This is a genomic window from Microcoleus sp. B6-A1 (assembly GCF_036705085.1).
GTDB lineage: Bacteria > Cyanobacteriota > Cyanobacteriia > Cyanobacteriales > Microcoleaceae > Microcoleus.
Genome location: NZ_JAUBTU010000075.1, coordinates 1 through 23,347 on the forward strand (window position 1 = coordinate 1; position 23,347 = coordinate 23,347).

Genomic DNA, 23,347 nt, shown 5'->3' on the forward strand with positions numbered 1-23,347 from the left:
ACCTCTTTAAATATACTTAATATTCTTATTATATCATATTAGTTATTTATGTAATTAATTTTGTTTAACTACTTAACTGTGCTCAGAAGAGTCATGGCGATGACCACCGAGAGTTTTGAAATTGCTGGCACACTCGCCTCCCGAAAAAGAACAACACTATAAAATTCGCTTTCAGCCATCAGGAAACTCCTTAACTACGCTTCTATCGTAAGTGATTTACCGGATATGATCTCATAAGTAATCAGTTAAATGCGATCGCAGCCGAGTGCCAAGCGAACAAAAATTACCGCCTCTGGTTAATTATGTATACTTTTTTTGCACTGAAAACCCCAAGATAAAACACTCGTATTTAATCGCCCAGAATTAACTCAGTAGATTGAACAATATTCATTCCCGCCGCCGCAAATTTGTGATAAGCTGCATCTGCTTGTTCCGTAAAATCAACAACACCCGGAACCACCACAGGTGAAGTGCAATCTTCCAGCAAATAAACCTTCTTTGCCAAATTCGGATCTCGCGCCAAAATTTCCGTCAGCAAATCATCAATTGTCCAAGCAACGCAGTGACTTTTGGCTTGTCCGGCAATAATTACTGCATCAAAATCAAGTAATTTATCAATAAACTTAGCATTCTTTTCCGCAATCGGATTGCCGTCGAATCCATCTAAAACTTCCGGTCGCAAAACCGAATAATTTTCTGTCAGTGGATTCCCGCCTTTGATCTCAAAAAGTGCTTGGCTGTTGCGGGCTATAGTATGAAAAAATACAGCTTCTTCCACCGCAGAAACCAGCGCGTGTCCGATGCCACCTAACATTGAGTGATAGGGCCAAATTGTCAGGGGATATTTCCCATCGGCGCTGAGTTTTTTGACGTAGTGGAAAGCCTGTTTTTCCAATGCTGAAAAATTAGCCCCGCTGATGCTATCGGCGATGGCGGGATTGACTTTCCAAATGCCTTTTTGGACATCTTCGAGTGTAATAGAAGTTGCGGCTGGTAGGGGGTGTTCGCCAGCTTCGTTTATCCAAAAGATTGGATGAAAAATTTGCATGGCGGTGTGGGTATCCATTGTCGGCGCAATGGTTGTAATTGCGTTTAAATTGCGATAAATAAATTCGCACAGCCGCAGGTTATCATCAACGGCACCACTACCGGAACGCCCGCCCACAAATAATTCAAATTCGGGCAAACAAAAGGTATTTTGGGCATCGATTATCAGCAAACAAATGCGGTTTGTGTCGCTGGATGCTGGCTGAATGCTGTGCTGTGTAGCCCAATCTTTCGCTTGGGCGGCGCGTTCTTGGTAGGGGACTCGCCAGACTTCGCCTACTTTTTTGGGGTCGAAATGTTCGGGGATTGGCAGTGTAGCTTTTGGTGTCATGACGATCGCTTTTAGGGTAGTTTACAGTAATAATTTAAGTTTGCAGTATAATGCTGATAAATATTTGCGGGTGAATCATGGCAAAAGAACGAATCCAAGATTATGCTAGGGTAAAATTTAAACGCATAGTGTTGTTTTTTTCGATCGCACTTTTGCTCGCTCTCTTAATTGTAGCAACTAGATCCGCCTACGTTCAAGATGTTTTGAGAACTCTGTTAATGCGGATCGAGGATTTAGGGTGGTGGGGGCCAGTGGCTTTTGTAGCTACTTATAACTTGGCTACTGTGCTGTTTGTACCGGGTTCGCTACTGACGCTGGGAGGGGGGGCGATTTTTGGTTTGTGGTGGGGTTCAGTTTACGTATTTGCGGCTTCGACTTTAGGTGCTGTATTTGCTTTTGCGATCGGGCGCTATTTGTGTCGCGATCGCGTGGTAAAATATATGGAATCTCACCCCAAGTTTAAAGCTCTCGATCGCGCAGTTTCCCAACAAGGATTAAAAATAGTTTTTTTGACTCGTCTTTGTCCTTTATTTCCTTTCAATTTATTGAATTACGCTCTGGGAATTACTCAAGTTTCTTTGAAAGATTACGTGCTAGGTTCCTTGGGCATGATACCGGGTACAATTATGTATGTTTACTCGGGTTCTTTGGTGGGAGAGGTGGCTGCGATAGGCACGGCAACTGTGTATGAAAGTCCTCAAGATTCCGCAGTAAAATGGTTGATTAATATTATCAGCTTTCTTGCTACTGTCGCTGTTACTGTCTTTATCACTCGCATAGCCAGCAAAGCTTTGGAAGAAAGTATTTAATTAGGAGAATTTGCCAATGTCGCAGTCAAAAGTCGATCGCGTAACTGTCCCCCCGATGGACGAACACAACCAGAAATTAGTCTCCTATTTGCATCCGCCAGATTGGGAAAATCCGCAGCCTGCTAGCAGTTATAATTTAGTAGTAATTGGCGCGGGTCCCGCTGGATTAATTGTTGCTGCAGGCGCCGCAGGTTTGGGCGCGAAAGTTGCTTTGATTGAAAAACATTTGATGGGCGGCGACTGTTTGAATGTCGGTTGTGTGCCGTCAAAAGCTTTAATTCGATCGTCCCGCACTGTAGGCGATATCTGGGAAGCAAATAAATTTGGTGTTAATGTTTCGGACAGTGTAGAAGTGGATTTTGCCGCTGTGATGGAACGGCTGCGCCGGATTAGGGCGGGAATCAGCGATGTTGATTCTGTTCAACGATATCAGGAGAAATTAGGAGTCGATGTTTTTCTGGGTTCGGGTCGTTTTACTAGCAATAATACCATAGAAGTTGCAGGTCAAACTCTCCGATTTAAAAAAGCAGTAATTGCCACAGGTGCAAGGGCGCGACAACCACAAATTCCCGGCTTACAAGAAGCTGGATATCTGACAAATGAAACTGTGTTTAACCTGACAGAAAGACCTCAGCGTTTGGCAGTAATTGGCGCAGGGCCGATCGGCTGCGAATTGGCTCAAGCCTTTCGGCGGCTGGGTTCCGAAGTCGTATTGCTGCACAAAAATGCTCAGATTTTAGATAAGGAAGATGCGGAGGCTGCTACCATTGTGCAGCAGGCTTTTGTACGCGAAGAAACTCAACTAATACTAGAATCCACAATAGAGCGCGTTGAGAAAACAAATGCAGGCAAAGTAATTTATTATAAATCTCAAGGTAAGGAAGCATCGGTAACAGTAGATGAAATTATTGTGAGTACAGGGCGATCGCCCAATGTGGAAGGATTGAATCTGGAGGCGATCGGCGTTGAATACGATACACAAAAAGGCGTATTTGTCAACGACAATTTGCAAACTACTAATCCCCGCATTTATGCCGCCGGCGATATTTGCATGAAACATAAATTTACTCACGCTGCTGATTTTGCCGCGAGGATAGTGATTCAAAACACTCTATTTTTCGGGCGCAAAAAGCTCAGCGCTTTGACGATACCTTGGTGTACTTACACAAACCCGGAAATTGCGCGCGTCGGATTGGGCGAATACGAAGCTAAGGAAAAAGGCATTGATATCGATACGTTTTTAATTCCTTTCGATAAAGTCGATCGGGCAATTATTGACGGCGAAGAGGAAGGATTTGTGAAAATTCACGTCAAAAAAGGCAGCGATAAAATATTAGGTGCAACTATTGTAGCCCGACACGCTGGGGATATGATCGGCGAGATTACTTTGGCAATGGTTAACAATATTGGTTTGGGAAAGATTGCTAGCACAATTCACCCGTATCCCACACAAGCTGATGCAATTCGGAAAGCGGGAGATGCTTACAATCGCACTCGTTTGACTCCGTTTGTGAAAAATTTGTTTAATAAATGGCTGGCTTGGACGCGATAGTTTGAACTGTATTGAATCAACACCAGGTACAATTGAACCGTAGGGGCGGGTTCACCAACCATCTATGGAAAAAATTAATAATCTCCTAAACCCGCCCCCACCCGATCGCAAATACAAATTTACCATTAATTTATTGAATCAAATGTTGATGTAAAATTGGGCGTTGGCGGGCGGGTTTATCAGATTGTTTGATTTGTGTTAAAGATTTCGGTGAACCCGCCCCTACAGAGATTGCGGTTTCAATCTTCCCATTTACGTTTCTGTTTCTGTTTCAAATCCCACACCTTCATACAGAAGTGCGATCGGCAAATCAAACTCAATGCTTGATAAAGTGATAATCTCCCCAGCAGTGTAAGAATAGTACAGCCACATTCTGCCCTCTCCCCGACAGTAACGCTCAACAAAAATCTTTTGTGAATCAATCAAGATATACTCTTGCAAAGTCGGAATTTTTAGGTAACAAGTGAATTTTTCATCCCGATCTTTAGCACTTGTACTGGGAGAAAGAACTTCCACAATGATTTTAGGATTCTGAATGAATTTGCGGGAATCCAGGTCTTGAGGGTCGCAACTGACTATCACATCAGGGTAGTAGTAACGGCTTTGAAAACTGACTTGCAATTTCACATCTGACACGTTCATCCGACAGCCTCTGGAACGCAGATGCGGGTACAAGTTCCTGTAAAAGTTAAGTGCAAGATCGTTATGGGGAATTGTACTGCCCGTCATGGCAAAAACTTCGCCGTTGACATATTCGTGGCGAATCTCTTGTTGAGCTTCCCATTCTAGGTATTCCTCAACCGTCATTTTTTGGGGTGCTTGGGGAATGGCTATCATAACAAAATTTTTTGTAATGTTACTTTGATTATAGCATTAGGCATGGGACAATTGTCAAACAAACCCAGCCTTAAAAATCCCCTTCATCTACTTGGAATACCGTCAATCCCAAGCCTCTCCACATATCAACAACTTGCTGGCGATCGTCCAAAACAAACTTTATGTTATACTTTCCATCAATATGCTGCCGATAGAATTCCTCTTTAATAATCGCATCCTTCCTCATATCTCCCGTTTTCCGCATATAAAGAGCAGCATAATTGACATCGTACTGCTGCAACCATTTCTCAGTTTGAGGCTGACAATCATCCGTTCTCCCCGACACTACGATAATATTAGCGCTGGTTTGCCACTTGCGAACGGTATCTAAAACCGGCGGATTGGGCAAATCGCGATCGCACGTAGAAGCATCAAAAGGATTTCTGCCATTGAGAAGCGCTAATGTGCCGTCCATATCAACAATAATTGCATCCGGCAAATCCGGGTTATATTCCGGCGGCACAACGGGAACCCGCACGTACTTATTGTACATCTTCATAATCACATCTTTGCCCACCGAATTAAGTCTTTTCAAATCCCGTTTAATACATTCCTCCACCGGAACTTGTAGGAAAGAATCATTAACTTCGACAACAGCTTTACCTTTAACCAACTCCTTGATATGCTCGATGTGAGGCCCAAAATTAGTATCATCAACAATGACGTGCTTGCCACTTTCCAAAGCCATCAAAATAATCGTATCTCTCAACTGCACAATAAACTTTTCATTCGCAGGCGACCAATGAGAAGCGTGAGCCATTTCTCTGAGCAAATCTTTATTGCTACGCACCCACTTTGCAGGTTCCGACAGCAGCAATTCCCTAGCAAATTGAGATTTTCCCGAAGCAGGTAAACCAACAAGTACAATAACTCTCTTCATGGTAATTGGTAATTTGTAATTGGTAATTTGTAATTGGGCATTGGGAATTGTTTAAATACTTACCTCTTCATTCCATCCGTTACATCCGTTACATAATCCGTTGCCGAACTTCCCTCTTCCTTAAACATCTGCCTCACGCTCCATCATTAATCCGTGTATCCGTGTCAAAATCCGTGTAGTGCCTTCTTCTACAAACCTAAATGGATGTAATCTAAACCCAGCAACTCTTCTATTTTATGAATAGTAACATCACGGAGAGCTTCTTTCACTCCCGCAACTCTTCGGGCCCGCAAAGAAAACAAAATCCCGGAATACGGCAAATGTTTCACAGCTAATGCAAAATCTTTCTGAACTTCGATATGTTCGTGCTGTCGGTAAGCTTCCTCGATTTCTTCAACCAAAGATTGATATTTGTCCTTAACTTGTTGATACAACTCACTCCACTCAGGAAAATAAGCTAAAAACTCTTCTCCTTCATTAGTTAAAACAATCTCGATCATCCTGCGGGTCGAAAACCCTTCGCGCAGATGGGAAATCGCGACATATTGCGGAGACTTTACTTTAACTCTGTTGAAGTTAGCATCGCAGATAATATACCCTTCCGAATTCATCGGATCTAAATGTTGAGCCGCTTCGATAACTTCTTTCCAGCTAGTTAAAGGATAGGATGCTACCAATTCCCAGCCGTATTTATTAGCCCAAATACTCGGATCTGTTTCTAGCAGCGTTTGAGTGTTGCGAACCCCGTGCAGCACGATTTGATTGTTTTGTTGCTGGACAACTATTCTATTGTAAGGCGTCATCAACTCAAAGATAAAACACTGGTCGGTTTCTTGTGGCAATTGATATCCCAATTCTTGCCAAACTTTCCAAAAAAGTTCGGCAAAGCTGAATCCAAAACCGTTAACTTCGCCGGCGGCGTCGGGAGTGCCGCTAGATTGCACTCTCCATTCTCCCTTGTAAAAATACAGTACAGTCAAAGAACCATCTAGTTTTTGGTAAACTTTGGCATTTGTCCAATCAATTGCAGCGGCGTGAATTTCTCCGTAATTAAAAAATTTGTCGTAGGGATAAGAAACTATCTGCCAATCTTGAGATGAATCTAAAATAATGCCTCGGCACTGCTGGACTATTTTTTCGCCCAGGGGAGATTCTATCTGCGAGTATTTCAGACAGACTAAATCGGGATATTGGCGGTGGCGGGTAACTTTGATATGATAAGTTTCGGACAAGGTTTCCAATCCGTGCTGGCGTAAATAATCTTGCAGTTCCACGTTCTCTTCCTAAATTTGTCGCCTTTTCTATTTTATCGGTAACTGCATATTTTAGTGAATTTGTAAGAAAAAATTAAACTTGCTTTTTTTCGGAATCCCTATTGTGAAGTTTGTATTTTGGAGTATGGTTGTAAATAGGTGAATGCGCTTAACCAAAAAACAGGACTATTTCGACAGTAAGGAAAAAAATAATGAACAATAAATTATTACTTTTGGCGACTTCTACGTGTGTATTGACTGCTTTAGTACCTGTATCGCGAGTTTTTGGTGCGTGCGAATTGTCGCAGCTACCGCGGGAAACCCAATCTGTTGCTGTAGCGGGTACTGTTGTTCCGGTAAGTCAAATTTTGCAAAAGTTAAAAGGCAAAACACAAGTACCAATTTTCCTCCCCACCCGGCTTCCTATTTCGCAGAAGATTTACTATCAAAGCGAAGGGAAAACGGACAGCTATACTATTTCAATGGAGTATACAGCAGATTGCCGAGGTGCGGGAGCTTGCACTTTTGGGGAAATTCGAGGTCAGAAAGGCGGTGAGTTTTCTACCAAAGTAGAAGGGGTAACTAAGACTTTAAAAAATGTTCAACTGGCTGACCGAGTGAAAGGAGTTTTTCACAATGGTTGCGGGGCTTACTGCACAGCAACTATCGAGTGGAAAAGTCGGGGTTTTATGTATACCGTAGCCCTTAAGAACGGACGAGAATCTGATTTAATTTTAATAGCAAATTCAGCTATTCTAGCTCGGAAGCGTTAAGTTTTGTAGTGGGGACGCACAACTTTTATCTGTAGGGTGCTCCGTGCGTACCTGACCGTTATTGTATGATATATCTTAACTCGCACTCGCCTCTTACAAGATGCTATGGTTTTTTTGCGCTGACCTACTTAGGGGGAAATCAGGATGAGGAGAAGATGGCTATTTGCGGCGATTTTTGCTTGTGTGGTGACTGCTTTTACTATCGCACCTTTGACACCAAACTCAGCGTTAGCAAGGACTGAACTCCCCATAACAGAAATCCGCTGGTTTAATTTTTCCCCTGAAGATAGCTGGCAACCGATACAATTTATTGTACCCGATCGCAACACTGCAAAATCTGCCGGCGGCCGCAAGTTGCGGTTGTACGATGTTCATATTGCCAAGATGTTTGAGATTTCTCATTTTCTGTGCGATCGCGATCGTGCTTCTGAGGGTTACAATTGGTCTTATCAAGCAGAAAATGGCAATATTGAGATGGGACGCTTCAAAATTAGCTGCAATCTCGCCCGTTCCATAGCCACAGCTTACGGCTTAGGGAAACCAGAAAGTACAGTGATTCGCCGCAGCTTCAACCTGAAAAATGGTCGCCCTTCTTTTGCGCTAGAAAAATACTCTATTCCCACTTTGAACATTGCTAAAAATAGAGTTGTGCAGTGGAGGAATTTTGTGCAAAAGTTGACCCCAATCCCCGATAACCCAGGTGCAAACCAAGCTAACAGTCGTTTTCCTGCGAGTAACATCTTTCGGCAAATTAAAGGCAAAACGCGAGTGCCTGTTTTTCTTCCGAGTAGACTTCCTTTATCAGACATTCAGCAACTTGATTTTGATGTGCAAGCCGGTGCCCACGGTTACATTGTGGGAATGTATTTAGGCAAAGGATGCCGCGCGGGAGCTTGTTATTTCGGCACAATCGAAGCTAAAAAAAATGAACCGTTTTCGCCTCCTTCGCAATTGCCGCAGGATACTTACAGAAGCGTTGAATTGGCGGGGGGATTCAGGGGGATTTATTTCAATAATTGCGGTGCTTACTGCACTGCTTTTGTTGAGTGGCAAAGGCTGGGGGTGCTGTACCGAGTCACAAGGAAAAACGCACGGCAGCAAGAAGTTGTCCAGATAGCAAATTCTGCACTTCAAGCAGGCCAACGTTAAATTTTGCGGGGAAATGGAAAAGGTACGCGCGAGCGAAGCTATCTTCCTGCAGGGGTTCCCGAAGAGTAGGGAATCGCCCTTTGGTCAACGAAGCTGGTAAAAATAAATACGATCACCCTTTTCCCCTCGCAACTACATTTCTCTCCCCAAATCTCGCAACCTTTGAGCTAATTCTTTCTCGCTGCAGCTAAGCTAACTCCTCATGTCAACCAGGTTCATCCGGCTCTACCCTAGGTAAATATTACATCTTGCACCATTCTCAAGAACAGGCTTTTCGGCCTGTTCCACAAAGAGTAGATTTTCCTGTGGAACGGGCCCCAGAGCCCGTTCCTAAAAGGCTTATTGACAATGGTGCAACATCTCAGTAAATCATACATCGCCGGCAGGCTTTGCTTCGGAATGTCGATCGCCCCCATGCCAGCGACTCCCAATGCTGGATGGGAAACATCATCAAGACTCACTGCTACTGGCGGTCATACCATTTTAGATTTTAGATTTTAGATTTTAGATTGGCAAGGGCTTATTATGTAAAGGTTTGGAGCTTGCCTACCGTTGCATCCTTTTTTCAAACAGGCGGTCAAAATCGGGTATTTCTATTTTATCGCCCCAATTATCCCAACCAGCAATTAAAGTCCCCACCTGCGGTACGCTAGATCAGGTGAATATATTGGCTGATTTCAAGCTATCCTCCGATCGATCTTATGTCCCCAACCACATCTGCCCCTTCCCGAACCGTTCGCATCGGTTCCCGCAAAAGCCAACTCGCTCTCGTGCAAACCCACTGGGTGCAAGAACAGCTACAGAAACACTTCCCGCAACACACTTTTGAAGTCCACACCATGTCCACCCAAGGGGACATAATTCTTGATGTCGCCCTCGCTAAAATTGGCGATAAAGGACTTTTCACCAAAGAATTAGAAACGGGAATGATTAACAATGAAACGGACTTTGCCGTTCATTCCCTCAAAGATTTGCCTACCAATTTGCCCGAAGGTTTAATTTTAGGATGCGTCACCGAACGGGAAAATCCCGCTGACGCCCTGGTAGTTCACTCCAAGCACAAAGACAAGCAACTCGACACCCTGCCTGAAGGTTCAGTAATCGGCACTTCTTCCCTGCGGCGGCTGGCTCAACTGCGGCACCATTTCCCTCATTTTGAATTTAAAGATATTCGCGGCAATCTCAATACTAGACTCGCTAAATTAGATGAGGGCGGTTACGACGCGATTATTTTAGCAGTTGCCGGATTGGAAAGATTGGGAATGGGCGATCGCATCCACCAAATTATCCCTGCTGAAATCTCCCTTCACGCCGTAGGACAAGGTGCTTTGGGCATCGAATGCCGCGCCGGAGACACAGAAATCATGGCAGTGATTAAAGCTCTCGAACACTCGGAAACCGCCCAAAGATGTTATGCCGAACGCGCATTTCTGCGGGAATTAGAAGGCGGCTGTCAAGTGCCGATCGGCGTCAATACCAAAATAGAAAACGGTCAATTAACCTTAACCGGAATGGTATCGAGTCTCGACGGCCAGCGATTCGTCAAAGATAGTGTTTCCGGCGCCGCTGAGACTGCTGAAATGATCGGAATTGACCTCGCTCACCGCTTGCGCCAACAGGGTGCTAGTGCAATTTTGGAGGAAATATTTGTCGAAGTTCAACGTGGTTCCTAAAGGCGATCGGCATCTCTTTGTCAATGCTTTTAGACGCGATATATCGCCTTTTGTAAAATAAAAATAACAGGCGGTTTGCTTTGGCAAAACAGGTAGAGTAGCAGTCTGATTGTAGATTTATGATGGGATTTAAGGTAGGACTCGCGCGATAGATTTCAAAAATATCTGACTAATTTAGGACGCTCCGCACGGGTGTTAAGCAACCCGGTTTCTGATGTAAGTCTCGCTGTATAGCCCAAGATTTATGGTAAAAACCGGTTTTTTTTCGTAAGTCCTATAATTCTTAACATACCCATCCAAAATCTACAACCACACATCCAAAATTAATCAGCAATTTATTTCAGGAAAGCCAAAATATGAGCGCTAGAGAAATTCAATTAAAGCTGGAAGTGAAAAAGGTTCAGCAACTTTATAGCAAAATGCAGGCAGACCAACAAGCTTTGCAGAAGCAATTGAAAGAGTTCAAAACTCAAGCCGGAAGTTTTTCGGATGTAGTCGAGCAAATCTTGCCTTCCGTAGTTTCAATTTACGTCATGGATTGGGATACAGAAGAAGAGATTTCTTCTGGAAGCGGGTTCTTTGTATCGCCGGACATAATTGTCACGAACTATCACGTGGTAGAAGATATTGCCGATGAAGATTACTTGTATGAAGAAGATGAAATTGAACAGGTTTTAGTCGAAACTCACGACGGAAAATTGAGATTGGCAGAGGTGGTGTTTACTGGTAATGCTGAAGAAGATTTAGCATTACTCTTAATTAGCGATTTTACCTTCGACCCGAACACAGGGGAACAAGTCGAGTCTCCCCAGGAATATCCTCCCCTAGAGTTATCTTTGGATGTGAAAGTGGGAGATAGAGTAATTGCTGTGGGCAATCCTTTGGGGCAGTTTGCTTCAACTGTAACTCAAGGTATTGTGAGTGCAATTCGCGAACCCGAGGAATATGAAGAAGGCGACGATGAAGAAGATGTTGCTGAGGTGAAGGTGTTGCAAACTGATGCGGCGATTAATCCCGGAAATTCTGGCGGCCCGTTGATTAATATGGCTGGTCAAGTGGTTGGTGTGAATACCTGGGGATTGGAAGATGCCGACAGTATTAATTTGGCGATCGCCTCTGAAGCTTTGGATGATTTTCTAGCCGGATTTGAGGAGACTTTTGAGGACAATTCTCAGAATTAGTCGGTAGCTGTCGGTAGATTTTATCCCACATTTAACCACCAATGTAGGGGCGGGTTCGCCTAGATATTTGACACCACAGACAAATGATAAAAACCCGCCCCCACCCCACCCAGAAATTAAAAATTAATTGTATTTAACGGTGGGGGAAATGGTCGATCGGGGTTATTGGTTGGGTGGGGGCGGGTTTATCAAGATTATCGGTGGGTGGCAAATATTTTGGTGAACCCGCCCCTACAGATTTTATTCAATATTTATCATAAAATCGATCGCTATTTTTTTCACCGCACAGCGACGCGGATGGAAAAAGGGCGATCGCATTCTTGAGTAAAGTGCGATCGCTACAGCAACTCAGATTTATAAAGAATACCCTGAAAACCCTGTGGCTTTAGCCCAGGGATGAAAGGGCGTTGCAGGATTTATCCTGCCTACTATCAAGATTGCCAGATGCGGTAAAATAAATCAAAGGAGGTGAAATCAAATGTATGCAGTACAAAAAGATATTTGGCATTTAAAGGGACTCCACAAAACCATTGTTGAGCAACTACTGAGATGGTCGAACAATCTGTTTAATGTTGGCACTTACGAAAGTCGCCAACGATACTTTAAGGATAAAAGTGCTGTCAAATATCTTGACTTGTACAAAATCACTAAAGCCAACGAGAATTACGGTTTACTCTATTCTCAGGTAGCTCAACAATCCCTTAAATCTGTTGCCGAATCTTTTAGCTCTTTTCGAGCCTTGGAAAGGTTAGCCAAAAAAGGAGAGATTAATCAAAAACCGAGGCTGCCTAAATATAGAGCAAAAGGCGCTATGTACCAAGTCTCCTATCCAGGGCAAGCCTTAAAAATAGTTGGCAATCGAGTGAGGCTACCTCTGGGAACCAAAGGGAAAGGACACTTTGGGACAGATGCTCTCTGGGTTCCATTGCCAGAAAGGTTAAAAGATTGCCAGCTCAAAGAACTTAGGCTGATCCCTAGAAACGGTCAGGTCTGGATTGAGTATGTCCACGAAAGTCTAACTGAACAGGCTCGCCTGTGCAGTCTCGAAGTAACAGGAGTTTTGGGCATCGATCATGGCATCAACAATTGGTTAACCTGTGTCTCTAGCAATGCCAACCCTTTCATTATTGATGGTCATAAGTTGAAGTCTTGGAATCAATGGTTTAACAAACGAAAAGCTTTTCTTCAATCTGAACACGCCCGACATAAATTACCTCAAGGCTTTTCGTCAAAAAGACTGCAACAGTTATCGGAAACTCGCGCCCGCAGAATGAGAGATGCGGTTAATAAAGCAGTCAGCACTATCGTAAATTATTGCAAAAATAACCAAATTAACGTCATAGTTTTTGGCTGGAATAAAGGACAAAAGCAAGAAGTTAATATGGGAGGTAAGACCAATCAGAGTTTTGTTCAAATTCCTACCGCTAAAGTCAAGGAAAGATTGCAGCAAGAATGCGACTTAATGGGATGGCGATTTGTAGATCAAGATGAATCTTACACATCAAAATCGAGTTTTTTAGACCGAGATTTTCTGCCAGTGAAAGTCGGTGAAAAACCCGACAATTGGCAGCCATCGGGCAAAAGAATCAAAAGAGGATTGTACCGTTCTAGCACTGGATTATTGATCAATGCAGATACTAACGGTGCAGGGAACATCATTCGGAAATCAAAAGTAGCCACAGACTTAATTATTAAGCGAGTGGGTAGTGGGCTGCTGACGAACCCTTTAAGAATTAAACTTTGGCGGGATTCATCCCCCAAAGCTTGTCCTTAAGAATCCCCGCGTCTTTAGACCGGGGAGTGTCAAACTTGTTTTTGGCAGGCGCGTTAATATTGTGCCACTCCCCATTTAAACTTAATCTAGACTAACTACCTCAAGGAACACAAAAAAATAATGCGTATTTTATTTGTATCCGCCGAAGCATCACCCCTCGCCAAAGTGGGCGGTATGGGCGATGTCGTCGGCGCTTTGCCGAAATTTCTGCGGCGCATGGGCCACGATGTCCGCATCTTCATGCCCTACTACGGTTTCGTTCCCGACAAAATGGACGTTCCCAAAAAACCTGTTTGGGATGGGTCTGCCATGTTCCAAAGCTTCTCGGTGTTTGAAACTGTTTTGCCGGGAACCGATGTACCTTTATACTTATTACAACATCCATCTTTCTTGCCACGCCGCGTTTACGGCGGTTTAGATGAAGATTGGAGGTTCACTTTCTTTGCCAATGCTGCGGCTGAATTTGCCTGGAATCATTGGAAGCCCCAAATTATCCACTGTCACGACTGGCATACGGGGATGATACCTGTTTGGATGAGCCAAGATCCCGATATCAGCACGGTTTTTACTATTCACAATTTAGCTTATCAAGGGCCGTGGCGCTGGCGTTTGGAGCAGATGACTTGGTGTCCTTGGTATATGCAAGGTCACAATACAATGGCTGCAGCAGTACAGTTTGCCGATCGCGTAAATACAGTTTCACCGACTTACGCCGAGCAAATCAAAACCCCAGCTTATGGGGAAACTTTGGAAGGTTTGCTGTCTTACCTCGGCGGTAAAGTATCGGGCATTTTGAATGGAATTGATACAGAATCTTACAACCCGGCAACTGACAAGTACCTCCATCAACAATTTAGTGTTGATACTATTGAAAAGCGCCCCGCTAATAAAATTGCGCTGCAAGAAGAAGTCGGCTTGGAAGTAAATAAAAATGCCTTTTTGATCGGCATGGTGACAAGGCTGGTAGAACAGAAGGGATTGGATTTGATAATTCAAATGCTCGATCTGTTCATGGCCTATACGGACGCTCAATTTATTGTACTCGGAACGGGCGATCGCTACTACGAAACCCAACTCTGGCAAATGACAGCCCGCTATCCCGGTAGGATGTCCACCCAACTACTTTACAACGAGGCCCTTTCCCGGCGCGTTTACGCAGGCTGCGACAGCTTCCTGATGCCCAGCCGTTTCGAGCCCTGCGGCATTAGCCAAATGCTCGCCCTCCGCTACGGGTGCGTGCCAATGGTTCGTCGCACCGGCGGTTTAGTCGATACCGTTTCCCACAACAACCCGATCGACAATACAGGTACCGGTTACTGTTTCGATCGCTACGAACCCCTCGACTTGTTCACCTGCATGATCAGAACTTGGGAAGGTTTCCGCTACAAAGATAAGTGGAGAGAACTGCAACAGCGCGGCATGAGAGAAGATTTTAGCTGGGATATTTCGGCCCGGAAATACATCAACTTGTACAGCGATATTTTGGGACTGCCGCCCGAAGAAACCACATCGGCACCAGAGGCAGAATTGATCGTTGGTAAGGGTTAATTTTAGTAAGGTGCGTCAGTCGGTGTTTGATTCAACTTACATCTTGCACCATTCTCAAAAACGGGCTCTCCGGCCCGTTCCACAAAAGATAAATTTTCTTGTGGAACAGGCCGAAAAGCCTGTTCCTAAAAGGCTAATTGAGAATGGTGCAACATATGAGATTCAACTGAATTGAAGGGCGGGCTGACGCACCCTACAGCTTAGTAAGGTGCATCAGTCAATCGATTTTAGATTTTAAATTTTAGATTTTAGATTGAAGCATTGACCCCACGGATAAATTCGGGGGCTTGTATCCTGGATGCTTTCAGTCAGTTTTTGATTCAATTTAGTCGATCGACTGACTACTGACTACTGACTACTGACTACTGACTACTGACAAATTAATCAACAAATAAATCGAGAGGTAAATGACCGTAAGTGCCACTAACTCCATCTTCTGAGGAAGATTGACAAGAAATCAAAACGCCCCGGTAAGTTCCGGGATAGCCGTCAACATAATACGACCCCTTCAAAGTATTGAACTTAATATAAACCGAGTCAGCAAAGGTCGAGACAGCATTGGGATCTAAAACAGCTTGATATCCCAAAGCTTTTAAATAAGCTTCTAAAGCTAAAAACCCCTCATCCGTCGAAGAAGCGCACACTCCCAACATTTGATAATCCGACAAACTTGCTACCAGCAAAATCGCTTGACGGAGTGCCTGTTTTTCCAGCGGCGATGCTACAGATTGCATATCCAGACAAGTAAAATCTTTGAGGATTTGCTGTGCTTCTTCAACAGTTAGGGTAGTCTGGTTTTGAGTAGACATGAATTGCTCTGATATTTCCCAAAATTACGATCGACACTCGGCGACTCGTCAACGAATTTCTGCCCTTGCAACCCTCGATCGACGGCGGTAACACTTGCACAAGTCCTGATTATAGCCCATTGTGTGCTCTGGCAATCAATTCGGGCGATCGTCTTCGAGGGCTTGGCCAACGCCGGAATCGCACAAAAAAGCTAGTAGTTTTTACCAATGTTTTCAAGTTTAGATCAGTCCGCGTTTTTTCAGCTTTGCTAGCGCATCTTCGGCCGCATTTTTCTCAGCATCTTTTTTGCTTTTGCCTTTACCTTCTCCATAGAGTTTCTCTGCAACATAAACTTTAGCGATAAATTCCGGCTTGTGGGGTGTGCCTCCTGCTTGGACTGTCACGTATTTGGGGGGAGTCGTGTCACCATTGGCCTGTACCCATTCTTGAAAGCGATTTTTCGAGTCTACAGTCGATCGAGTTTCCACAACATTTTCGGGAACAGAATCAAACATTCGTTGCACAAAGCTGCGAACTTTATCCATGTCTTGCGTGTCGAGATAGTAAGCGCCAATAAATGCTTCAAAAGTGCTGCTGAGCAAATTTGGATTAGTAATCCCACCTTCTCGATAAGCTCCTTTTCCGAGCCGCATTTTTAAGTCTAAACCTATTTCAGTAGCAAATCTGGCTAATTGTTTTTCATCTACTAATGCAGAACGCCGGCGAGTCAGTTGGTCTTCTCCCATTTCTGGATGACGCTGATAGAGATATTCGCCGCTGAGAAAAGTCAGCAAAGCATCGCCGAGAAATTCTAAGCGTTCGTTGTCTTCTTCGCGGAATGTGGGGTTTTCGTTGACGTAGGAACGGTGGGTGAGCGCTTGGCGCAGCAGTTTTTCATTGTTGAATTCGGGAAGGGTAATTTGGAGTTCTTGTGTTGGATTAGTTAATGGCATGAGATTTTTTTAAGGGTTATTGTTTTTGGAGTTTGGTGTTATTATGTGGACATGAAATAGCCGCAGATAGCGGTTGGTTTGGAGAATCTAGTTTATCAAATAAACTGGATTTTTGCTATCTGCGGTGAGGTAAATTTTAACAGATATTTGGCGGTTCTATCTACTATTAGTCGGTTACTCCGTCAGTCCGCCAGGGGTTAAAACCCCTGGCTCATAGCTAAAGTCCTCTTAAGAGGACTGAAGATTGTGTTTTTTAACTGTCAGTCGGTTTTAACCGACTTTAGCTATTAGACAGGGAATTCATTCCCTGGCGGACTGTGCCACTTTATGCAGATAATTTATCTGCTTCTATTACAAACAATTGCTGATCCTGCAATCGGATTTTTCCATCTTTCACGGCAGCCTTAACCAACTCGCTAAAGCGTGAAAATGTTTTTCCCTGATGTTGGCAGACAAAAGTTACTCCCTGATACTTGGGAAAAAGCTGCAACATTAGGTTGTTAATAAAACCTAATCCTGTACCCTTCCCTTTGCTTAATGCTGTTTTTATAGCTTCCATCAAATACTCAACTGCCTCACTGTAAGTGAGTTGACACTGAATATTTTGTATCTGCTGCTGAGTCTTGGACGCTACCAAGCTAGGCAATTCATCCAGAAAGTGGAAGTCACTACCCACAAGTTCTTTCAGCCTTTGTTTGATCTGACCTTGCTCAGCAAAGACTATAACTTTTTTGTCCAATTTTTGCAGGTTGCGAACCAATTTTATAAAGTCCCCATCTCCTGATAAAAGGATAACTGTATCGGGAGACTGATTGCTGTCAATATCCTCAAGACAGTCAGCTATCAATTGATTATCTGCACTATTTTTTAGAGGACAGGGAACATCGATACATTTAAAACCAACGTTTTGTAGCTTGTCTTTTGCAGAGACTTGATCGGGACAGAGTGAATTGTAGTAGACTTTTGCGTCAATTAAGCTCCCCTGAAATTTGGCAAATTCTAGCAATAGACTACCTAGATGTTTAATAGAGTTTGCATTCTGAAGATCGACGTAAATAGAAACTAAAGCCTGAGACTGCTTGGTCTGTTTGCCAATGATTGAATGATGGTTCGTCATTTTTCTGTGTCCTAAAACTATGTTTGCAGGACAGCATCAATAAATTAAGCATCTAACCAAAGAAGTATTGTTTTTGAGTTTGCTCAAGAGGGACATTTCCCATTTAACAAAACTCTTGACTTACATACTATTAATTTAGTGTGTACTTGCTTGGTTAGCGTCTCAGCGATAGGATATGCAGATTTCGGACAGGCGTCCTAAAAACCCGTTGATATAGAAATTCAAACAAATGTCGTGCCAACTGACCTATTTATTCCAGTTGAAACGACATTAACTTGAATGTCTATATCAACGGGGCTTTAGGACGCTTACCCGAAATCTGCACATCCTACCGCTGAGACGACTTAACCAACACTCTTTGCTTTTGAATGCGGGTGTCTATCTGAGCTGTATCATTGGAACATAACAGTTTAAGTATCGGATGTCAAGGGCTAGTGGTACATTTACCTGATTTTTTTCAGACAGTCCTGGACGCATCACAACCAAAGAAACCGGGTTTTTTACGAGAAAACGCGTTACAGCCCGCAGATTGGGTAAAAAACCCGGTTTCTGGGCCCCCATGCCTAAGTCGTAAAAACCCAATGTAAAAATATGTTGCAAACTTTATACTGCTGTGTTAAGTTTAGTTACATAAGGTTGAAATTAAACGAGGTTTATGGTCATGGAAAACAAAGACGCAAAAGTTGGCTTCACTGAGTTTGCTGAAACCTGGAACGGCCGTTTGGCTATGTTGGGCTTCGTTATCGGCTTAGCTACCGAATACATCACCGGTCAAGGCATTCTCTCTCAAATCGGTTTGATGTAATCAGCTTAACTGCATACAATAGCTGAAATTCAGTCGGGCGATCGACCCCATCACAAGTGCACTCATCCCCCCCGCTAATAAGTCCCCTTCACTTCACACGGAAGGGGATGAGTGCATTTTTTATCCAAAAATCCCACAGAGAGTACAAACAAAAATCTTTTCAGTCTCAATATTTATCGCGAGACTAACTCCAGGAAACTAAGCAATTTCTACAGAATCAAAAATCCTCAATTTAGGAGTCAAAGTCGCAACCTTCACCAAACCATCGCGTTTGTGATTCCGCACGCTGTTAAGTAAAATCATCTCCGATAGATCGGGCATTTCCTGCCAGCAGTGCGAGCAGAACCAATAAACGCGATTGTGGCGAGCGTGGCGGAGCAATTTAGAGGAGCAACAAGGGCAACTATTCATGATATTTTAAGCCTTTTTTGAAGATATGGAGCGATAACCCAATCATTAGAGAGATTCACGAAGGCCTGCACATCTCAATTCCAGGCACAAAAATAAAAAATCTCTTTCACTCACAGCTTTGAGCGCCGCGCAAGTAGCACTTTTGGAGGCCCAACAGTAACACCACAATCAAAAGCTGAACGCTCCAAGGAGCCCAAGAGAAACCCCAAATAAAACAACCCAGCCCGGCCCAAGCCACAAGCACAAAAATATCTTGAGAGGTTTGCCAGTAAACCCAGACTGCTGCCAGAGAAACTATTAGTAGCAAAATGTAAGCTGAGGGCATAATCGTCTTCTCCCAATGTGTCTGTCAACAGTCAGGAGCGATCCCTGACGTTCTGCTTAAACATAAAACTAAAACCTGAAGAACTTATGAAGACGAGTGAGTTGTCACAAAAAGTAAAATACTCCTGCCAGCTTATATTAGCCCGATAAATCCACAGGAATATTCAGTTCATGGCTGAGGTCGAATCCGGTTAAATGGACGCACTACCAATAGGGATTTAGGCATCCCTAATTGGTATCAATTTCACCCCAATACCGACAGGGTGGAAACTGATACCGGACTGAGGTTTTGAGTCTTAAGCTGGCAGGACGAAAGGCACGGCGCCTAAGTCGCTACATATATCCTGTCCGATCGCCCTGATTCTATCTAAGGAACCATACCAAAAAAACCAAGTTTTTTTAACTCTCTTTGCCTGCAAAACTACTGCTTGAAAAGCTGCACAATTCAAGGCGGGCGATCGATCTATTCTTGCTCCCAGCCCAAAGCTTCAGCGACCTGAGCCGCCAAAAACATCGGTTCAAAAGGCTTAGCAATCACGCTCACAACCCCCAAATCCGCGAACATCCGCCTGTCCCCAGCCAGAGCCTTAGCAGTCAATAAAATTACCGGAATGTGCTGCGTAGCCTTATTAGCTTGTAACTGTAAAAAAGTAGTAGGCCCGTCTTGGTCGGGCATCATCACGTCCAATAGAATAGCATCAGGCTGTTCGGCAAGAGCCTTAGCAACGCCCTCGCGGCCCGAACTCGCTGTCAGGACTTCCCAGCCGCCCACGAGTTCAAGACTGACTTGAGCTACTTCCCGAATATCTTCCGCATCGTCAATAACCAAGATGCGCTTGGCAGTCAAAATTAACATTTTTTTAGCAAGGAGAACTGATCACAGATTAGAGGCGAAATGCGAATATTTTATAAAGCAAATTATCTTAGCCGATCGGACTGTACAGTAAATTTTCAAAACTGTATAGCAGATGTTGAAGGAAGAAGGAACAAGGAAGACCGAAGTTGTAATCGACAGCCAGGGTTTCAACTAAGAACGTCCTCACCCTGTGGCGCGGTTGCTGTAAAATATCCCACCCAAAAAAAGCCGCTTTTCGACCTCAAATTGTGCTTTTTGCCCGCAGTCCCCAAACAGCAGAAAAGGCTGAGATTGTTTGTCGATGACTCGATCGAACAATCTGCAGAAAATCACTAACTTTGGGTACACCTGATGAGTAGAAATTAACTTTCAGTTGCAAGCCCCTCCCTTAAAACTGGCAGAGTTAAGAAAAAAGTGCTGCCCTCCCCCACAACGCTCTCCACCCACATCCGCCCCCCGTGCTGCTGCACGATACTGCGACAAATAGCCAGCCCCAAACCAGTACCTCCCTTCTGGCGAGAATCAGAAGCATCCACCTGTTGAAAGCGTTCAAAGACCATCTCCAGCTTGTCTGGCGGAATACCCCGCCCTTGGTCTTTCACAGCAATCACGATGTACCATGAACTCGTCCCTGACAAATGCGGATGCGCGGCGGTCGGCTCAGGAGACAACAAAGACGGAGACGACACCGACTTGTGCGCTGCTTTTTCTGCCAAATCCAGATTGTGGGTCAACTCCCCGCTCAGCCAAACCGTAGCGCCGGAGGGAGAAAATTTAATAGCATTACTGAGTAAATTTGTCAAGGCTTGAATTAGCCGATCGGGAACAGCTTGCAATTGCGCCCCCACAGGCTTCACCGACAGAGTAACTCCCGCCTGCTGAGCCATTCCCTGCATCTCGTCAGCCGCCTGCAACATCAGCTCAGCCACATTGCAAGTTTGTTTGATAGCAGTGCTGTAACTCGACTCCATCCGCTCTAAATCTAAGATGTCGTTGACCAAGCGCACCAAACGGTCAGTGTTAGTGACAGCAATCTCCAGCATCCGCTTAGCTTTCTGGGGGTAAGCGTCCAGCAGACCGCTGTTGAGGAGGCCGAGAGCGCCGTGAATTGAGGTCATGGGTGTCCGCAGTTCGTGGCTGACAACAGAGATGAATTCATCTTTCATGCGCTCGACGGCAAGCTGCTCCGTGATATCTTTAAAAGTCACTACAGCTCCAATAATTTCGCCTTGTTCTCGCATCGGAGCGACAACGTACTCAACCGGAAAACTGCTGCCGTCTCGCCGCCAAAAAATCTCATCGGTGACGCGCCGCGCCTCTCCGTCTTCCAAGGTGGCTAAAATTTGAGAACTTACCCGGTTCGGCAGCAGTTTGCCCGCCTGCTGTGCGGCGCAGTGTGGGACAAGTTCCGACCCTGAATTGATGTCTGTTGCAGGTGACAGTTGCTTGATCGCCCTTGAGCATTCTTGCTGTGAACGGTGTAAGCTTTCATAGAGTGGTCGATCGATCAATTGCTTCGATTCGCACCCAGCCATTCTCACAGCCGCAGGATTGACAAAAGTTACTTTTCCCTGTTTGTTCAACCCGCAAATTCCTTCTCCTGCGGAGAACAAAATCATTTCTGTTTGGTGGCGGAGTTGTTCAAAGGCTTTTTCCACTCGCTTGCTGTCGCTGATGTCGCGAGAGATTGTCGAAACGCCCGTTACCGCTCCAGTCGCGTCTTTAATCGGAGAAATCGTCAGGGACACATCTATCTGTTGGCCATCTTTCCGCAAGTGCACGGTTTCGTAATGGTCGATGGTGGCTCCAGCCCTAATATTTTCCAATATTTGAGGCATTTCCTTGGGGCGTTCGGGTATGGCTAAAATCTCGATCGACTGCCCCTTGATTTCCGCCGCACAGTAGCCGTAAATCTTCTCTGCTCCTGCGTTCCAGCTCTGAATTGTCCCCGTGAGAGTTTTGCCGACGATGCCGTCGTCGGAAGACTCGACAATCGACGCCAAGCGCACGAGTTCGTCTCTAGTTTGCTTGTGTTCGGTAATGTCCCGACCCAAAATCACTATACTTTTGCGTCTGCCGTCGGGGTGAAATACGGGTACTTTAATCACGTCGTAGATTTTCACAGTACCGTTTGAGCGGGGAATCACTTCTTCTCCCCTAGAAAGCTCACCTTTTTCCCACGCTTCTCTATCGCTGACCTCGCAAGCCTGTAGGGCCTCGCGGTAAAAAATGCTGAGTTCTCCTAGCTGAGAATCTTTGAGGCCGCGGTAGTCTATTTTTTCTAGCCCGAAAACTTCCAATATCGCTTGATTTGCCTCCTGCCACCTGCCCTCGCCATCTTTGAAGCAGACAATATCTGGCATGGCATTGATCAGCGAGTTGAGATAGGAGTTTTCTCGCAGTGCAGTTTCTACCTCCGCCCGCTTGGCGATTTCCCGTTGCAGGTTTTCGTTTGCCGTTTGCAGCGAGTCCTTTAACAAACTTTCTGTAAAAGTCTGTTCTTTAATTACTTCCTGAAGTCTGTGGAGTTCTAGCGACAGCCACCTGCGGGCTAACAAATTCTCTACCCGCAAATGCAGTTGGGTGGGTTCGACGGGACTTACTATCAAATCGTCTATTCTGCGTTCGAGTTGTTTTGCCTGCTGCGAAAATGGCTGCTCAGCAAGAGCAGGCGTTTGGGATTTACTAACAAGCAAAAAGGGTAAAAATATCGGCTCGGCGGCAGTTTTTAATGATTCTACCAGCGGCCCGATCCGATCGAAATTTTCCTCGTCGAGAATGCACAAGTCAAAAGCGATTTGGGGAATGGGAAATTCGGAGTTGGGATTTAAAGCGCGATCGAGTACAATCACCTCATGCTCGGTGTTGAGGTGGGCGATCGGCAAATTAAGTTGTTGGTGGCGATCGACCAAGAGTAAAATGCGGCTCATTAGTTTGTTAATTTCCCCATGACTAATGATATGATTTCCGGTAAATCAACTATTACAATAAGGTTTGTAGTGATGACTTTATCCCTCTTTTTTATGAGTGATGAATCCCTCATTACAGACATATTTTATAGTCCTCGCTCGACCGGATGCGACCGAAATTATCAAGGCATTAGGTAGCCAGAGTAGAATCCCCAATTTGATATAATTTGATAATTATTTAATTGTTTGTTGGTTCAAAAAATCACTAATGACTAATGACTAATGACTAATGACTAATGACTAATGACTGTTGACTAATTCAGGGGGCGGGTTTATA

20 protein-coding genes are annotated in these 23,347 nt (G+C 44.5%); 9 read left to right on the forward strand and 11 right to left on the reverse strand.

The genetic code is table 11. The features are described 5' to 3' along the window. Positions 1–349 precede the first annotated feature (349 nt). Positions 350–1,378 carry an isochorismatase gene (locus QUB11_RS23240; RefSeq protein ID WP_333199011.1) on the reverse strand — a complete coding sequence of 343 codons (1,029 nt, stop codon included), beginning with the start codon at positions 1,376–1,378 and terminating at the stop codon, positions 350–352. A gap of 77 nt (positions 1,379–1,455) precedes the next feature. Between QUB11_RS23240 and QUB11_RS23245 the strand changes: the two genes are divergently transcribed. Both QUB11_RS23245 and QUB11_RS23250 read left to right on the forward strand, forming a co-directional pair. Then, positions 1,456–2,187 carry a TVP38/TMEM64 family protein gene (locus tag QUB11_RS23245; protein WP_333199014.1) on the forward strand — a complete coding sequence of 244 codons (732 nt, stop codon included), beginning with the start codon at positions 1,456–1,458 and terminating at the stop codon, positions 2,185–2,187. A gap of 16 nt (positions 2,188–2,203) precedes the next feature. Beyond that, complete coding sequence (locus tag QUB11_RS23250) at positions 2,204–3,739, forward strand: mercuric reductase (RefSeq protein ID WP_333199016.1); 1,536 nt, start codon at positions 2,204–2,206, stop codon at positions 3,737–3,739. Positions 3,740–3,991: 252 nt separating this feature from the next. On the opposite strand, the gene QUB11_RS23255 is transcribed toward QUB11_RS23250, so the two are convergent. The 3 genes from QUB11_RS23255 to QUB11_RS23265 form a co-directional block, all read right to left on the reverse strand. After that, positions 3,992–4,576 (reverse strand): Uma2 family endonuclease, encoded by a 585-nt coding sequence (locus tag QUB11_RS23255; RefSeq protein WP_333199018.1) that lies wholly within the window; start codon positions 4,574–4,576, stop codon positions 3,992–3,994. A gap of 70 nt (positions 4,577–4,646) precedes the next feature. Next, positions 4,647–5,495 (reverse strand): phosphatase domain-containing protein, encoded by an 849-nt coding sequence (locus tag QUB11_RS23260; protein WP_333199020.1) that lies wholly within the window; start codon positions 5,493–5,495, stop codon positions 4,647–4,649. A 188-nt stretch (positions 5,496–5,683) separates the two neighbouring features. Further along, entirely contained in the window at positions 5,684–6,769 is a 1,086-nt protein-coding gene (locus tag QUB11_RS23265; RefSeq protein ID WP_333199023.1) for a T4 RnlA family RNA ligase, read from the reverse strand. Between the two features lie 191 nt (positions 6,770–6,960). Here QUB11_RS23265 and QUB11_RS23270 point away from each other — a divergent pair, with 191 nt between their 5' ends. The 6 genes from QUB11_RS23270 (at position 6,961) to glgA (ending at position 14,846) form a co-directional block, all read left to right on the forward strand. Further along, positions 6,961–7,521 carry a hypothetical protein gene (locus tag QUB11_RS23270; RefSeq protein ID WP_333199026.1) on the forward strand — a complete coding sequence of 187 codons (561 nt, stop codon included), beginning with the start codon at positions 6,961–6,963 and terminating at the stop codon, positions 7,519–7,521. Positions 7,522–7,665: 144 nt separating this feature from the next. After that, positions 7,666–8,670: a hypothetical protein gene (locus QUB11_RS23275; RefSeq protein WP_333391833.1), complete on the forward strand. Its 1,005-nt coding sequence runs from the start codon at positions 7,666–7,668 to the stop codon at positions 8,668–8,670. Positions 8,671–9,371: 701 nt separating this feature from the next. Continuing rightward, entirely contained in the window at positions 9,372–10,343 is a 972-nt protein-coding gene (hemC, locus tag QUB11_RS23280; protein WP_333391836.1) for a hydroxymethylbilane synthase, read from the forward strand. Between the two features lie 356 nt (positions 10,344–10,699). Continuing rightward, positions 10,700–11,524, forward strand: a complete 825-nt coding sequence (locus QUB11_RS23285; RefSeq protein WP_333199034.1) for a S1C family serine protease — start codon at positions 10,700–10,702, stop codon at positions 11,522–11,524. Between the two features lie 478 nt (positions 11,525–12,002). Beyond that, on the forward strand, positions 12,003–13,298 hold the full coding sequence (locus QUB11_RS23290) for a transposase (protein WP_333391838.1): 1,296 nt from the start codon (positions 12,003–12,005) through the stop codon (positions 13,296–13,298). A 120-nt stretch (positions 13,299–13,418) separates the two neighbouring features. Beyond that, complete coding sequence (gene glgA / locus QUB11_RS23295; RefSeq protein WP_333391839.1) at positions 13,419–14,846, forward strand: glycogen synthase GlgA; 1,428 nt, start codon at positions 13,419–13,421, stop codon at positions 14,844–14,846. Positions 14,847–15,226: 380 nt separating this feature from the next. Here glgA and QUB11_RS23300 read toward each other — a convergent pair whose 3' ends face one another. The 3 genes from QUB11_RS23300 to QUB11_RS23310 all read right to left on the reverse strand — a co-directional run bounded on the left by QUB11_RS23300 (position 15,227) and on the right by QUB11_RS23310 (position 17,705). Continuing rightward, entirely contained in the window at positions 15,227–15,655 is a 429-nt protein-coding gene (locus tag QUB11_RS23300; protein WP_333199039.1) for a DUF1824 family protein, read from the reverse strand. Between the two features lie 219 nt (positions 15,656–15,874). Next, entirely contained in the window at positions 15,875–16,588 is a 714-nt protein-coding gene (gene rnc, locus QUB11_RS23305) for a ribonuclease III (RefSeq protein ID WP_333199041.1), read from the reverse strand. 325 nt (positions 16,589–16,913) lie between these two features. After that, on the reverse strand, positions 16,914–17,705 hold the full coding sequence (locus tag QUB11_RS23310; protein WP_333199042.1) for an NYN domain-containing protein: 792 nt from the start codon (positions 17,703–17,705) through the stop codon (positions 16,914–16,916). Positions 17,706–18,366: 661 nt separating this feature from the next. Between QUB11_RS23310 and QUB11_RS23315 the strand changes: the two genes are divergently transcribed. Continuing rightward, positions 18,367–18,510: a chlorophyll a/b-binding protein gene (locus QUB11_RS23315; RefSeq protein WP_096831166.1), complete on the forward strand. Its 144-nt coding sequence runs from the start codon at positions 18,367–18,369 to the stop codon at positions 18,508–18,510. Positions 18,511–18,708: 198 nt separating this feature from the next. On the opposite strand, the gene QUB11_RS23320 is transcribed toward QUB11_RS23315, so the two are convergent. The 4 genes from QUB11_RS23320 to QUB11_RS23335 form a co-directional block, all read right to left on the reverse strand. Continuing rightward, positions 18,709–18,831 (reverse strand): hypothetical protein, encoded by a 123-nt coding sequence (locus QUB11_RS23320; protein WP_333256237.1) that lies wholly within the window; start codon positions 18,829–18,831, stop codon positions 18,709–18,711. Between the two features lie 196 nt (positions 18,832–19,027). Further along, the gene (locus tag QUB11_RS23325) at positions 19,028–19,246 is read right to left on the reverse strand and encodes a hypothetical protein (RefSeq protein WP_333155331.1); all 219 of its coding nucleotides are present in this window, start codon (positions 19,244–19,246) and stop codon (positions 19,028–19,030) included. 462 nt (positions 19,247–19,708) lie between these two features. After that, entirely contained in the window at positions 19,709–20,101 is a 393-nt protein-coding gene (locus tag QUB11_RS23330; RefSeq protein ID WP_190655560.1) for a response regulator, read from the reverse strand. 362 nt (positions 20,102–20,463) lie between these two features. Next, positions 20,464–23,031, reverse strand: a complete 2,568-nt coding sequence (locus tag QUB11_RS23335; RefSeq protein WP_333199046.1) for a PAS domain S-box protein — start codon at positions 23,029–23,031, stop codon at positions 20,464–20,466. Between the last annotated feature and the right edge of the window lie 316 nt (positions 23,032–23,347).

Excerpts from the sequence above, each read along its gene's own strand:
- QUB11_RS23315 (WP_096831166.1), top strand. The coding sequence starts at position 18,367 with ATGGAAAACAAAGACGCAAAAGTTGGCTTCACTGAGTTTGCTGAAACC.
- QUB11_RS23300 (WP_333199039.1), bottom strand. The coding sequence starts at position 15,655 with ATGTCTACTCAAAACCAGACTACCCTAACTGTTGAAGAAGCACAGCAA.
- QUB11_RS23250 (WP_333199016.1), top strand. The coding sequence starts at position 2,204 with ATGTCGCAGTCAAAAGTCGATCGCGTAACTGTCCCCCCGATGGACGAA.
- QUB11_RS23325 (WP_333155331.1), bottom strand. The coding sequence starts at position 19,246 with ATGCCCTCAGCTTACATTTTGCTACTAATAGTTTCTCTGGCAGCAGTC.
- QUB11_RS23270 (WP_333199026.1), top strand. The coding sequence starts at position 6,961 with ATGAACAATAAATTATTACTTTTGGCGACTTCTACGTGTGTATTGACT.
- rnc (WP_333199041.1), bottom strand. The coding sequence starts at position 16,588 with ATGCCATTAACTAATCCAACACAAGAACTCCAAATTACCCTTCCCGAA.
- hemC (WP_333391836.1), top strand. The coding sequence starts at position 9,372 with ATGTCCCCAACCACATCTGCCCCTTCCCGAACCGTTCGCATCGGTTCC.
- QUB11_RS23330 (WP_190655560.1), bottom strand. The coding sequence starts at position 20,101 with ATGTTAATTTTGACTGCCAAGCGCATCTTGGTTATTGACGATGCGGAA.
- QUB11_RS23240 (WP_333199011.1), bottom strand. The coding sequence starts at position 1,378 with ATGACACCAAAAGCTACACTGCCAATCCCCGAACATTTCGACCCCAAA.
- QUB11_RS23310 (WP_333199042.1), bottom strand. The coding sequence starts at position 17,705 with ATGACGAACCATCATTCAATCATTGGCAAACAGACCAAGCAGTCTCAG.
- QUB11_RS23260 (WP_333199020.1), bottom strand. The coding sequence starts at position 5,495 with ATGAAGAGAGTTATTGTACTTGTTGGTTTACCTGCTTCGGGAAAATCT.
- QUB11_RS23290 (WP_333391838.1), top strand. The coding sequence starts at position 12,003 with ATGTATGCAGTACAAAAAGATATTTGGCATTTAAAGGGACTCCACAAA.
- glgA (WP_333391839.1), top strand. The coding sequence starts at position 13,419 with ATGCGTATTTTATTTGTATCCGCCGAAGCATCACCCCTCGCCAAAGTG.
- QUB11_RS23255 (WP_333199018.1), bottom strand. The coding sequence starts at position 4,576 with ATGATAGCCATTCCCCAAGCACCCCAAAAAATGACGGTTGAGGAATAC.
- QUB11_RS23245 (WP_333199014.1), top strand. The coding sequence starts at position 1,456 with ATGGCAAAAGAACGAATCCAAGATTATGCTAGGGTAAAATTTAAACGC.
- QUB11_RS23285 (WP_333199034.1), top strand. The coding sequence starts at position 10,700 with ATGAGCGCTAGAGAAATTCAATTAAAGCTGGAAGTGAAAAAGGTTCAG.
- QUB11_RS23275 (WP_333391833.1), top strand. The coding sequence starts at position 7,666 with ATGAGGAGAAGATGGCTATTTGCGGCGATTTTTGCTTGTGTGGTGACT.
- QUB11_RS23335 (WP_333199046.1), bottom strand. The coding sequence starts at position 23,031 with ATGAGCCGCATTTTACTCTTGGTCGATCGCCACCAACAACTTAATTTG.
- QUB11_RS23320 (WP_333256237.1), bottom strand. The coding sequence starts at position 18,831 with ATGCCCGATCTATCGGAGATGATTTTACTTAACAGCGTGCGGAATCAC.